The organism is Dactylosporangium sp. McL0621 (assembly GCF_049995355.1).
GTDB lineage: Bacteria > Actinomycetota > Actinomycetes > Mycobacteriales > Micromonosporaceae > Dactylosporangium.
On the sequence record NZ_CP188259.1, the window covers coordinates 8,665,238 to 8,678,402 of the forward strand.

Annotated in this window: 10 protein-coding genes; 3 read left to right on the forward strand and 7 right to left on the reverse strand. The window is 71.9% G+C overall.

Features of this window, described 5'->3' with window-relative positions:
• Positions 1-335: 335 nt before the first annotated feature.
• A complete protein-coding gene (locus ACPPVO_RS41070) occupies positions 336-1,085 on the reverse strand; it encodes a hypothetical protein (protein ID WP_426503980.1) in 750 nt (249 codons plus the stop codon).
• A gap of 396 nt (positions 1,086-1,481) precedes the next feature.
• A complete protein-coding gene (locus ACPPVO_RS41075; RefSeq protein ID WP_426514786.1) occupies positions 1,482-2,141 on the reverse strand; it encodes a methyltransferase in 660 nt (219 codons plus the stop codon).
• Positions 2,142-2,325: 184 nt separating this feature from the next.
• On the opposite strand from ACPPVO_RS41075, the gene ACPPVO_RS41080 reads away from it, so the two are divergent.
• Complete coding sequence (locus ACPPVO_RS41080) at positions 2,326-4,272, forward strand: DUF6541 family protein (protein ID WP_426503981.1); 1,947 nt, start codon at positions 2,326-2,328, stop codon at positions 4,270-4,272.
• Between the two features lie 288 nt (positions 4,273-4,560).
• Here the strand turns inward: ACPPVO_RS41080 and ACPPVO_RS41085 are convergent, their stop codons facing one another.
• Positions 4,561-4,929: a VOC family protein gene (locus ACPPVO_RS41085; RefSeq protein ID WP_426503982.1), complete on the reverse strand. Its 369-nt coding sequence runs from the start codon at positions 4,927-4,929 to the stop codon at positions 4,561-4,563.
• A 737-nt stretch (positions 4,930-5,666) separates the two neighbouring features.
• Entirely contained in the window at positions 5,667-7,775 is a 2,109-nt protein-coding gene (ligA, locus tag ACPPVO_RS41090) for an NAD-dependent DNA ligase LigA (RefSeq protein WP_426503983.1), read from the reverse strand.
• A 39-nt stretch (positions 7,776-7,814) separates the two neighbouring features.
• On the opposite strand from ligA, the gene ACPPVO_RS41095 reads away from it, so the two are divergent.
• Both ACPPVO_RS41095 and ACPPVO_RS41100 read left to right on the forward strand, forming a co-directional pair.
• Positions 7,815-8,666, forward strand: a complete 852-nt coding sequence (locus ACPPVO_RS41095) for a tetratricopeptide repeat protein (protein WP_426503984.1) — start codon at positions 7,815-7,817, stop codon at positions 8,664-8,666.
• 139 nt (positions 8,667-8,805) lie between these two features.
• Complete coding sequence (locus ACPPVO_RS41100; RefSeq protein ID WP_426503985.1) at positions 8,806-9,906, forward strand: glycoside hydrolase family 53 protein; 1,101 nt, start codon at positions 8,806-8,808, stop codon at positions 9,904-9,906.
• Between the two features lie 30 nt (positions 9,907-9,936).
• Here the strand turns inward: ACPPVO_RS41100 and ACPPVO_RS41105 are convergent, their stop codons facing one another.
• From ACPPVO_RS41105 to ACPPVO_RS41115, 3 genes are read right to left on the reverse strand one after another with little or no spacing between them, the layout of a single operon-like run.
• On the reverse strand, positions 9,937-10,503 hold the full coding sequence (locus ACPPVO_RS41105; RefSeq protein ID WP_426503986.1) for a hypothetical protein: 567 nt from the start codon (positions 10,501-10,503) through the stop codon (positions 9,937-9,939).
• Positions 10,504-10,533: 30 nt separating this feature from the next.
• On the reverse strand, positions 10,534-11,091 hold the full coding sequence (locus ACPPVO_RS41110) for a DeoR/GlpR family DNA-binding transcription regulator (RefSeq protein ID WP_426503987.1): 558 nt from the start codon (positions 11,089-11,091) through the stop codon (positions 10,534-10,536).
• Positions 11,088-13,049 (reverse strand): beta-galactosidase, encoded by a 1,962-nt coding sequence (locus ACPPVO_RS41115; protein WP_426503988.1) that lies wholly within the window; start codon positions 13,047-13,049, stop codon positions 11,088-11,090. Before ACPPVO_RS41115 ends, ACPPVO_RS41110 begins: the two co-directional genes overlap by 4 nt.
• Positions 13,050-13,165 lie beyond the last annotated feature (116 nt).

Below are 13,165 nucleotides of genomic sequence, written 5' to 3' on the forward strand. Positions count from 1 at the left end.
CCGTGCGCGCACAGCGCACGCCCACACCGCCCGTGCCCACAGCGCACGCTCACGCGGCCCCTGTGCGCACGGTCCACGCCGCCGTGTACGCACGGCGCACGCTCATACCGCCCGTGCGCGCACGGCGCACGCCCACACCGCCCGTACCCCGTGCGCGCACGGCGCACGCCCACACCGCCCGTGCCTACAGCGCACGCTCACGCGGCCCCTGTGCGCACGGTCCACGCCGCCGTGTACGCACGGCGCACGCTCATACCGCCCGTGCGCGCACGGCGCACGCTCGCACCGCCCCGTGCGCGCACAGCGCACGCTCGCACCGCCCGTGCGCGCACGGTTCACGGCGCCGGCAGCGCCTGGGCGACGGCCAGCAGGCGCTCGACGTCCCGCACGACGATGGACTGGGCCCCGCCGGCCGAGGCGAACCCGGGGCGGTGGGTGATCAGCGTCGGGCCCTCCGCCTGCAGGTGAACGAGGCCGCCCTCTTCCAGACGGGCCAATGCGGTTCGGGTGAGCACGGGTGGTACCACCGCGGGATGAGCGGCCCGGAATGACCAGCCGGGGGCGAGGGGCCGGTAGGCGGCCCGGTCGGTGTGCGGCGGATCGCGCCAGAGCTCGAAGGGCGGGACCGGTTCGGGCAGCAGCACCATCCACACAGTGGTGCCGACGGGGCCGTCGTCGCCGGGGCGGCGGCGGACGTACTCGAACACCGCGAACCGCAGCCCGTGCCGCACCCCGGTCAGCACGTGGTTGGCCCGGCGCTCGCCGCCGTCGGCCAGCAGGCCGGTGCGGGCCCAGTCCAGCAGGTGCGCATCGCTGTTGCGCACCTCCCAGCCGAGCCGGGCCGCGAGCTCGGCGCGGGTGGTGGCGAGCGGGCGCAGGTCGGCGGCGGTGACTCCGGCGCCGTGCGCGCCCGGGAGCCGGTCCTCGATGAGCACGAACACCGCGCCGAGGGCCGACAGGCCGATGACGACCAGGCCGGCCCAGCGCACGAAGCCGTACCCCTCGACCGTGCCCAGCCAGAACGCGAGCAGCCCGATTGCGGCGCAGAACACGGGCAGCACGAGCCGGCGCAGGCGGGTGGGCACGGGCCCGACGGTACCGCTTCCGGTTCGCCTTTCCGTTTTCGCCGCCTTTTGGATTGCCGCCGTTCAGGCCGATTTCTCGAACCGTTCGGTTCGTTGGGTTGAGCGAAATGCCGGGCGCTGCGCGCCGCGACATTCCGGACATTTCATGATTTTGTATGATCGAGCCGAATGTGCTTTGAGCCGGCTCGAAATCAGCGGCGGGAAAGGCGGCCAGGCAAGGCGAGTCCGGGCCCGCGCAGAGGGCGATGCGAAGGGGATTTTCCGGGTGAACCGGACGCGGCACAAATCGGCCGGAAACGACAAACGCCGCGGGTGGCAGACCACCGCGCGGCGCATGCCCCAGGGCTTCGCACGCCCTGGGGCAGGAGATGAGCACCCCGGTCCGGGGCGCGGCCGTCAGCCCTCGAGCGGGCGGCGGCCGATCGCGATCACCGACTGGCCGAAGGGCGGGCGGAAGCCGCGCTCCATGAACCGGGTCAGCGGGGCGACCGTGGTGTCGTAGAACTTGACCATCGGGCCGGGGCCGGGCATCTGCTTGAGGAGGCAGGTCGACACGTAGTACCCGATGAGGCCCAGCGAGTTGGCGTAGTGCAGCTTGACGATCTCGAGGTTGGCCTCGTTCATGGCCGCGCGCATCGTCTTCTTGGTGTAGCGACGCACGTGTCCGGTGGCGATGTCGGCCGGGCCCATCGCGAACGGGAACGCCGGGACCACGTTGATCACGTAGCCGCCCGGGCGGACCAGCGAGCGCATGGTGCGCAGCCCGCCGATGTCGTCGTCGATGTGCTCGAGCACGTTGTACGAGATCGCGGCGCTGTGGTCCGCGCTCACATCGCTCGGCAGCAGCAGCTCGCGCACGCTGACGCCGGGATTGTCGGCGAAGCGCTCCTTGAGCGCCACGATGCGGCTGTGCTCGGCCTCGGTGAGCGTCATCTTCGCGGTGTGCTCGAGCCACTCCGCGGCGTAGTCACCAAGACCGGCGGAGACCTCGATCGGATGATCGCCCAGGAACGGCGTCGCGAACGCCACGAACCACTTGCGGTGGTTCTTCGCCATCGCCAGGCCCTCGAGCACCTCCGACTGGATGGCCTGGTCTCCGAGGATTGCCGCATCCGGATTCGGCACTCTGCACCCCTACGTGAATACTGATCATGTCTGGCAGAACTGGCGTAGTGTATCGGCGTTGATAGTCCCCCGCCAGCCCCTACGCCGCACTTCGGACGGCAACTATGGTGTCACCGTGAAATTCGGGGAGAAGACCCGCGAGGTTCGGGTCACGGCGGTTGCGCTGCTCACTTATGTCGTGGGCGCCGTGCTGGTGCTCCAGCACCTGTGGGCCGATCCACAGGGCCGGATGTTTGCCGACAACAACCAGGACCAGATCTTCTTCGAGTGGGTGCTGACGCATGCGGCACGCCTCTTCACTCACGGTGACAACCCGTTCTTCACCGATCAGCTGAATGCGCCCGTGGGTGTCAATCTCATGGCGAACACTTCCGTTCTCGGACTGGCACTACCGCTGGCACCGATCACGTTACTGTTCGGCGCCGGCGTCACGTTTGTGCTCATCGACACCATCGCCCTCGCCGGCACCGCGGCCGCTTGGTATTACATTCTTTCCCGGCATGTTGTCACATCGCGGGCCGCCGCGTACGTCGGTGGGCTTTTCTGCGGCTTCGCCCCCTCGATGATCTCGCAGAGCACCGGGCACCCCAACATCGCCGGGCAGTTCCTGATCCCCTTCATCGTCTGGAACGTCCTGCGCCTGCGCGAGCCCGGCCCCGCGGTGCGCCGCGGCCTGGTGCTTGGCGCCGTGGTGCTCTACCAGTGCTTCATCAACGAGGAGATCCTCTTCCTCACCGCGGTCGCCATGTTCATCTTCCTCCTGGCGTACCTGCACCCGCGCGAGTACCTCCCGACGGTCCGCACGGCGCTGCCGGCCCTGCTGGTGGGTGCGGTGGCCGCCGGCGTACTGCTCGCCGTGCCGCTCTACCACCAGTTCTTCGGCCCGCAGGCGTACCACGGCCTGCCCGACTTCGTGCACGGCTTCTCCAGCGACCTCGCCTCGTTCAAGGAGTTCAGCCGCCGCTCCATCCTCGCGCCCGACGATCTGTCGGTGATCGAGAAAATGGGCGGCGCGACCGAGGAGAACACGTTCTTCGGCTGGCCGCTGCTGGGCCTGGTACTGGCCGGAACCGTGGCCCTGTGGCGACAGCGCGCCGCCCGCGCGCTGTTCATCACGGCGCTCGTGTTCGCCCTGCTGTCACTGGGCACGGTGATCAAGTACAACGGCGCCGACACCTCCTGGCACGGCCCCTGGAAGTGGGTCCACGAGCTGCCGCTCTTCGACTCCGTCGTGCCGACGCGACTGGGCCTGGTGATCGCCCCGCTGCTGGGCGTGATGCTCGCGCTCCTGGTCGACCGCTATGTCGTCGGCCTCCCGGCACCCGCCGTCGCCGGTTCAACCCCCTTTGGCGGTACCGCCGGAAGCTCCCAACCCCCCGCCGAGCCCTCCGGACCCGACCCCGACGACTCCCCCGCCCCCGACCGGCCCGACCCGCGCGGCGTCCTAGCCGCCGAGTCGTCCGCGATGCCGGAAAAGTCCGAAGGCGCGGTGGCTGTCAAGACGGACAGGCGCCCCGAGCTCGAGGAGACGACCCCGGCGGCCCGCTGGCTGTGGGCGGTGGCCCTGATCATCGCCCTGGTCCCCCTCGTACCCACCCCGCAGCCGGCGGCCCCGCGCTCCCCGATCCCCGCGTTCTTCAGCACCAACGCCTGGCGCGCCGAGATCCCGGAGAACTCCATCGTCGTGGGCATCCCGATGGGCTGGTTCGAGGGCCTGGACGTGATGCGCTGGTCCACCGAGGGCGCGGGCCTGGACTTCCGCATCGCGGGCGGCTACTTCCTGGTCCCGGACGACAACGACCCGAACAAGGCCGCCATGTTCGGCCCGCACACCCGCCCGACGATGCAGATCCTGAACACGGCGGCGAACGACGGCACGGTGCCGCAGATCGCCCCGGACCAGCTCGCCCAGGCAAAGGCCGACCTGGCCTACTGGCAGGCGGACTACCTGGTGCTGCCGGACCAGCACAACAACAGCGAGGCGGTACACCAGACCGCGGACCAGTTCTTCGGCCCCGGCAAGCACATGGTCGACGTCTGGGTCTGGAAAGTTACCCACTGAGAAGACGACCGTGCCGCCGCCGACCCCCGCACAGGGATTCGACGGCGGCACACTCGTTCTCGGCACAGTCTTCCATTCAGGCCCGAGACGCACAGACCTCCGCCGACGGCCCAGCCTCCACGGCCCAGGGACCGTTATTTCCCCACAGCCCAGGCGCTATCCCCACGCTCAGAGACACAGACCTCCCGTCCGCCCAGGACTGAGGGATACAGACCTCCGTCCGCCCACGGCCCGGGCGCACACTTCTGTCGCCCACGACCCTGGGACGCGCACGGCGGACCGGTTCTCTCAGGTGACCGGCGCACCGTTCCAGTCGACGAGTTGGACGATGACGCCGTTGGGGTCCCGCACCTGAAAGGCCCGCTCGCCCCACTCCTCCACGGTCAACGGCATCGTGATCGCAACACCGGCCCGCTCCAGCCGCTCCAACTCCCCCTCGAGGTCGTCGACGACGAACGCGAGAATGACCCCGGCGGCCCGCACGTCACGCTGCTCCTCCGGCAGCGTTGGCAGCCCGCACCGCAGGAAGATGACGTTGAGCCCGACGTCGTCCCGGGTCAGCGACGCGAACCCCTCGGCCGCCATCTCCTCCCGGAAGCCGAAGTGCTCCCGGAGAAACGCACTCGACGCCGCCGCATCACCGACGTTGAACGACACCGCAGACGAACTAACCCGCACTGGCACCTCCCGTGATGAAATCTCTGTACAGTGTATAGAGATTGCGAACGAGCGACAACCGACGAGGTCACAGCCCGATCGTGCGAGAAGGGAAGGTGCAAAACCATGGCCAGCGTGGCCGCACTACCGGGCCGGAGCGCGAGATGACGGCGTGCCGAGGCGCGGGAGCCAAAGGACGGCACGGCACGGGCGCGGCACGGCACGGGCGCGACGCGGCACGGGCGCGACGCGGCACGGGCGCGACGCGGCACGGGCGCGACGCGGCACGGCACGGGCGCGCGGCACGGCACGGCACGGCACGGGGCGCGGCACGGCACGGCGCGCGGCACGGCACGGCACGGCGCGCGGCACGGCACGGCACGGCGCGGGGCACGGCACGGCACGGCACGGGGCGCGGCACGGCAGCGTATGGGGCACGGCAGCGGGAGACAGAGCACGGCACGGGAGACAGAGCACGGCACGGGAGAGCAGGGCTCGGCACGCCAGCACGTGGCACGCCGGGGCACGGAGCTAGAACACGGGGCGCCGCGACACGGAGGCCGGAGCACCGTGCGCCAAGGCACCGAAGGCCGGGGCACCGCGGGCCACGACGCGGTGCGCTGAAGCGCGGCGCGCCAGAGCAGGGCGCGCCAGAGCAGGGCGCGCCAGAGCACGGCGGGCCGCGACGCGGGCGGACGTCTCAGGGGCGAGGGCTCCGACGACAGCCGGCGGAGGGGTCAGAGGCCCGACGTACGCAGCAGCTCGGCGAAGGTCTCGGCCGGCATGATCTCCACGCCCAGGTCCTCGGCCTTGGCCGCCTTCGAGCCCGCGCCCTCGCCGACCACCACCAGGTCCGTCTTCTTCGACACCGAGCCCGAGGAGCGGCCGCCCAGGCGTTCGACGGCCTCGTTGCCCTCGTTGCGCGTCAAGCCGGGCACCGAGCCGGTCACCACGACGGTCATCGGGGTGCCGTCCTCCTTCTGCAGCGGCAACCGGACGAAGGGCTCGGCGGCGGCGAGGGCTGGGTCGGAGCCGGCGGAAGCGGAGTCGGAGGGAGAGGTGGAGGTGGAGGGAGAGGTGGAGGTGGAGGTGGAGGTGGAGGGTGAGGCAGCGGGACGGGGGCGGAAGTTGGGCTCGGACATGTTGACGCCGCGCGCGGCCAGGCGCTCGATGACCGGACGCAGCTCGGCCAGCTCCGCGGCGATCGTCACCGCGCGCTCCGGGCCGACCGCCTCCACCTCCTGCAGGTCGAGCGGCGAGGCGGCGAGCAGCGCGTCCATGGTGCCGAAGTGCGCGGCCAGGCGGCGGGACATGGAGCGGCCCGTCATGCGCACGCCGAGGCCGGTGAGCACGCGGCCGAGGGGCTGGGACCGGGAGGCCTGGATGGCGGCGACGAGCTTGCCCGCCGAGACCTCGCCCATGCGGTCGAACGTCAGGAGCGTCGGCACGTCGAGGTCGTAGAGGTCGGCGGGGTCGGTGACGCGGCCGGCGGCGATGAGCATGTCGATGATCTTGCCGCCGAGGCCCTCGATGTCGAGGCAGTCGCGGCTGGCGTAGTAGGACAGGGCCTCGCGCGCGCCGCACGCGCGGCCTGTGGTGCAGCGCCAGCGCTTCTGGGTGCGGTCGATCTCGCCGCCGCAGCGCGGGCACGTCGCCGGGGGCTCGAACGGGACCGAGTCGGCGGGGCGCTCGTCGAGCTTGGCCCCGGTGATCTCGGGGATGACGTCGCCGGCGCGGCGGACGAAGACGGTGTCGCCGGGGCGGACGTTGCGCCGCACGAGGTCGTCGAAGTTGTGCAGGGTCGCCGAGGTGACGATGACGCCGCTGATCTGCACCGGCTCGAGCACCGCGACGGGCGTGATGACGCCGGTCCGCCCGATCTGCACCTCGATCGCCTTGAGCCGGGTGGTGCGGGTGTCGGGCGGGAACTTGTACGCGATTCCCCACCGCGGCGCCCGGCTCGACGACCCGGCGAGGTCGCGGTCGGCCGGCTGGTCGGCCTTGATCACGGCGCCGTCGATGCCGTAGCCGAGCGCGGCCCGGTTCTCGTTCAGCTCCTTGACCGCGACCAGGATCTCGTCGATGGTCTCGCAGACCGGCGTGCCGGCGGTGGAGGCGATGCCGAGCCGGTTGAGCTCCGCCATGGCCGCCGAGTGCGGCCCTTCGCCGAGCCCGCGCACGCCGTAGGCCAGGAACGACATCGGCGCGTCGTAGGTGCGGTCCTGGGCGCGCAGGGTGCCGGCGGCGGCGCTGCGCGGGTGGGCGAACGGCGGCTCCCCGGTGCCGGTGCGCATGGCGTTGGCGATCTCGAAGTCGGCCTCGGTCATGAACACCTCGCCGCGCACCTCGATCGTCACCGGCTCGGCGAGCGTCTCCGGCAGCCCCGCGGCCCGCCGGGCCTGCCCGGTGACGTCCTCCCCGGCCCGCCCGTCGCCGCGGGTCGCCACCTGCACCAGCCGCCCGGCCTCGTAGCGGGCGGCGATGGCCAGCCCGTCGATCTTCGGCTCGACGGTGTAGCCGGCGGCCGGGCGCCCGAGCAGCTTGTCGAGGCGGGCCGCCCACCGCCGCAGCGTCTCCTCGTCGAAGACGTTGTCGAGGCTGAGCATCGGCTCGGTGTGCACCACGTCGCCGACCACGCCCGCGCCGGCCGCCACGACCTCCGTCGGGGAGTCCTCGGGCTTCCACTCCGGGTGCGCCGTCTCGGTCGCCGCGACGCGGTGCATGAGCGCGTCGTAGTCCGCGTCGTCCATGTCCAGGTCGGGTCCGCTGTAATAGGCCGCGGCGGCCGCCCTGACCCGCTCGATCGCGGTGCGGTAGTCGGAAACGGTGTGGAATGCCTCGGCCATGCACGCAGCGTACTGGTGGGGTACGACAAAATCGGGAGCGTGGACGAGGACGAGTACGTTGAGCTGGCCCAGCGCATCAACCGGGCCGACATGATGATCGGCATCCTGCCCCAGTCGGCGGCCGGCACGGTCGTGGAGGGCCTGGGCGCCGCGGGCCGGGCCGGCAGCGCGCGGGCGTGGCGGGAGCTGGGCATGTGCTATCTGGGCCCCGACGGCGACCTGCTGCCGGCCGCGCCGTGGTCGGACTGGCTGCCGTTCGACGACCCGGCCGAGCACGCGCGGGGCCGGGCGCTGCGCTGCTTCGCCGAGGCCGCCGCGCTCGGCGACCGCGAGGGCGCGCTGCTGTTCGCCCGGTGCGCCCGGGAGGCCTCGGGGCCGGCCAAGGAGGCGGCCCGCGCCTGGCTGCGCCCGCACGCCCGGGAGCATCCGGCCGCCGGGTACCAGTACGGCCTGCTGGAGCAGTGGCTGGGCAACCCCGGCGCGGCGGTCGAGCACCACCTGCGCGCCGCGGAGCAGGGCGACGCGGATGCGGCCTTCGAGCTGTACGTCCTGTTCTCCACCGGCGCCGGCGTGGACCGCGACGACGCCGAGGCGGCCCGCTGGCTGCACCGGGCCGCGGAGCTGGGTCAGCCGCGGGCGCTGTACAACCTCGGCGCCGCCCACGCGACCGGCAACGGCGCGGTCCACGACCCGCGGCTCGCCGTCATCTACTACGAGCGCGCGGCGCGGGCCGGCAACGCGCGGGCCGCGGCCACGCTCGGCGTCATGTACCTCATGGGCAGCGAGGTCCAGGAGGACGAGGAGCGCGCCGCGCTGTGGCTGGACCACGCCGACGACCTCGGCCACCCCGTCGACGAGTGGCTGGCCCAGCTCGGCTTACCAAGGCCATGATCGAAAACATGGAACTACCAAGGGCGACAGGCCGTGAACGGTCCCACAATCAATCAACATCTGTCATTGGGTTGACACCGCCGAGAAGGCCTCCGAAGACTGGGAGCGCTCACAGGAGCATCCCAGCAAAGGAGAGCCCGTGCGAAGAACCGCCATCGTCGCCGCCGTGGCACTCGGCGCCGCCATCGCCGTCAGCAACGCCGCCCCCGCCGCCGCGGCCACCATCAGCATGCGCGGCGCCGACGTGTCGTCGCTGCAGCGCAGTCTCGACCTCGGCGCGAAGTACTACAACGCGTCCGGCACCGCCGCCGACCCGCTCGACATCCTCAAGGGCGTCGGGGTCAACTACGTGCGCCTGCGTGTCTGGAACAACCCGCCGAGCGGCTACAACAACCTCGCCAAGGTGCTGATCCAGGCGAAGGCCGCGAAGGCCAAGGGCCTGCAGGTGATGATCGACTTCCACTACTCGGACACGTGGGCGGACCCGGGCAAGCAGTACAAGCCGGCGGCCTGGGCGTCGCACAACATCTCGGCACTGCAGACCGACGTGTACAACTACACGCTGTCCGTGTGCAACGCGCTCAAGGCCCAGGGGACCACGCCCGACAGCGTGCAGATCGGCAACGAGATCAACGTCGGCATGCTGTGGAACGACGGCAAGGTCGTCAACAACGACTTCACGAACCTGAGCCTGCTGCTCAAGTCCGGGTACAACGCGACGAAGGCCTGCAACAGCGCCACGAAGGTCATCATCCACACCGCGGACGCCGACAGCGACGCCAACGCGCGCTGGTTCTACGACGGCATCCGGGCCAAGGGCGTGACCTGGGACATCACGGGACTGTCGTACTACTGCATGTGGCACGGCACCCTGGCGAACCTGTCCTCGGTCATCAACGACGTGCGGACCCGGTACGGCAAGCCGGTCATCCTCGCCGAGACCGCGTACCCGTTCACGGCCGCCAACGCCGACTCCGAGCCGAACGCGATCGGCGGCTCGGCCCCGTGCTCCGGCTACCCGGCCACGTGGCAGGGCCAGGGCGCGGAGTTCACCGCCGTGCAGAACACGGCCCGCTCGGCCGGCGCGGTCGGGGTCTTCTACTGGGAGCCGACCTGGTACGCCATCCAGGGCAACGGCTGGGACCCGGCCAACATGAACGGCACCGGCGACCAGTGGGACAACATGGCCCTGTTCGACTGGACCGGCCACATCAACCCGAACGTGAGCTGGAAGGCGTAGCAGAAAAAACCACGGCGAAGCGCGGAAGTTTCACGACGGGCCGGCGTGTGCGGCGCCGGCCCGCAGCCACTCCACGTACGGGTCGTCCGGGCCGAGGTACGACATCCGGTTGATGATCCCGGGCAGTGCGGGCGGCGTCCCGAACGCGGCGACGGCGTCCCCGGCCGCGAACGCCCGCTCCAGGGCCCCGTTCAGCTCCAGGTGCCGGTCGATCCCGGGCATGACGACGTCGCCCAGCAGCCGTGCGATCTCCGTGCCGTAGCCGGGCGCATCCCCGGCCGTGCGCAGGTTCCAGTCGTCGCTGCCGCTGTGGAAGCCGAATCCGGCCGGCGGCGCCACCCGGCTCCAGAGCTGGGCGAGCTCGTCGGCGCCGGTCTCGCGCGCGTACGCCACCCAGCGCCCGGTCGCGGCCCGCACCTCGATCGCGAAGGACAGCTGCCCGGGGAACGTGGCCCCCTCGCCGACGAACCCGACCGCGACGAGCCCGTCCTCGGGCAGCTCACGGCGCAGCGCCTCGTCGAAGCCCAGCGCGCGCAGCCGCGGCACGACCTGCGTGGCGAGCATCTCCTCGTAGGCGGCGCGGACTTCGGACGGCATGAACCCCATCATATGGTGAAGAAACGGCGGTTACAGGCTGATTCGCCGACGAGCCCGGCGCAGCATGGCCCGGTCGGTCGCCGCGGCGAGCTCGTCGCCGGCCGTGCCCGGCTCCACGAACGCGATGTCGAGGTGCAGCCCCCGCAGCGTCTGCTCGGCGAGCGGCCCGGCGTGGCTGCCCGTCGGGGTCCGCACGCCGCCGACCAGCAGCAGGGTGACGGTGTCACCCCGCACCGCCCGGGCCACCGCGAGCATCGGCGTCACCAGGGTCAGCGCGGGCACGCCGGCGACAAGGGCGGCCAGCCGCGGCCCGAGGCGCCGCCCGGAGATCCCGATCGCCATGCCCGGCTCGACCAGGGCGGCCGCGGCCCGGACATCGCCCAGTGCGGGGTCCGGGACCGGGACGGGCGTCAGGGGTACCGCACCGCCGTGCACCCGCCGCAGCAGGCCGCGCTCGGCGAGGGCGGACAGGTCGCGGCGGATGGTGGGGATGGAGACGTGGAAGCGCCGGCTCAGCTCGCGCAGCCCGACCCCGCCGCGCTGCCGGGCCGCGGCCAGGATCTCGGCCCGGCGCACCTCGATGATCACGGTCCGGCCCCCTCCGAGGAAGACGGCGACGGCGACGACAGCACGACCACCTCACCGGCGGGCACGGCCACCCCGCGCACCTCGGCCGCCTCGGCGCCGTGGTTGATGGCGAACAGATAGGGCGGCCGCTGTACCAGCTCCACTGCGGACGGCACCGCGGGCCGCGCGCCCAGCCCCGCGTCGGCGTACACCCGCTCCAGCAGCCGGCCGAGGTCGGCGTCGGCGAGGCGGGTCGAGACGTACCACGCGACGCCGGCACCCCGCTCGTGCCGGGTGACCGCCGGGCCGCCCGGCGCCGGTCCGTCCACATAGGAAAGAACCGGAGAAGCCCCCGCCAGTTGTACGTCCTCCGCCCAGACATCCGCGGCCGAGCCGTCGGAGAGCAGCACCCGCTCGCCCGCGCGCAGCGGCAGGAACTCCTCCACCGTCACGCCGAGCACCTCGCGCAGCGAGCCCGGGTACGGCCCGTCGGGCACGGTGTCGTTGGCGTCCACCACGCCGGAGAAGTACGACACCACGAGCGTGCCGCCGCCCGACACGTACGCGTCGAGGTTCTTGGCGGCCGCGGCGGTGGTGAGGTACAGCGACGGCACGACGACGAGCGGGTAGCGCCCGAGGTCCGCCTCCGGGTGCACGAAGTCGGCGGTGAGGTGTGCCTCCCACAGCCGGGCGTAGTACGCCTCGACCCGTTCCCGGAACGTCACGTCGACCGACGGGCGCCACTCCAGCTCCAGCGCCCACCACGCCTCCCAGTCCCACACCACCGCGACGTCGGCCGCGACCCGGGTGCCGCGCAGCCCGCCGAGGCCGGCCAGCCGGGTGCCCAGCTCGGTGACCTCTCGCCAGATCCGGGTGCCGGTGCCGGCCTGCGGCAGCATCGCCGAGTGGAACTTCTCGGCCCCGAAGCGCGAGGCCCGCCACTGGAAGAACATGACGCCGTCGGCGCCGCGGGCCACGTGGGCGAGGCTGTTGCGGGCCAGCTCGCCGGGGCGCTTGGCGATGTTGCGCGGCTGCCAGTTCACCGCGCTCGTGGAGTGCTCCATGAGCAGCCAGGGCGCGCCCCCGGCGAGGCTGCGGGTGAGGTCGGCGCACATCGCGAGCTCGACGTGGCGGTCGTGGCGCTCGGAGGCGAGGTAGTGGTCGTTGGCCACGATGTCGACCTCGCCGGCCCACTTCCAGTAGTCGACCCACTTGCAGTTGGCGATCATGAAGTTGGTCGTGATCGGTACCGCCGCCGAGTGCGAGCGCAGCACGTCGCGCTCGCGCCGGTAGTTGGCCAGGTGGGTGTCGGAGCAGAAGCGCAGGTAGTCCAGCTGCTGGGCCGGGTTGACGGCGGTGGGGGCGAGCCGCGGCGGCTCGATCTCGTCCCACTCGCCGTAGCGCTGGCCCCAGAAGGCGGTGCCCCAGGCGGCGTTGAGCGTGCCCAGGTCGCCGTGGCGCTCGCGCAGCCAGACCCGGAACGCCTCGGCGCAGGTGTCGCAGTAGCAGTGCGCGTTGACCCCGGCGAACTCGTTGTGCACGTGCCACAGCACGAGGGCCGGGTGGTCGCCGTAGCGGCGGCCGAGCTGCTCGGCGATGCCGGCGGCGGCCGCGGCGTACTGCGGCGAGCTCGGGCAGAAGCTCTGCCGCCCGCCCTGGCCGAGCGTGTGCCCGGCCCGGTCGACGAGCCGGGCGCCGGGGTGGCGCTTGGCGAACCAGGGCGGCGGGGCGGCGGTCGGCGTGCCGAGGTCGACCCGGATGCCGGCGTCGTGGAGCAGGTCGAGGACCCGGTCGAGCCAGCCGAAGGTGTACTCCCCCGGCGCCGGCTCGAGCAGTGCCCAGCTGAAGATGCCGACGCTGACCAGGTTGACGCCGGCCTCGCGCATGAGGGCGACGTCCTCGGCCCATACCTCCTCGGGCCACTGCTCGGGGGCGTAGTCCCCGCCGTAGGCGAGGCCGTCCAGCCGCCAATCCCCCATAGCCGTGCTCCTGACCGTGAACGTTCCCAGACTCCGAAGACGCACTCTAGCGCAGAACCGATCCCTTGACACCGTGCTTTGCCGGGCCAAAACTGTGAACGCTCCCAGTCATACAC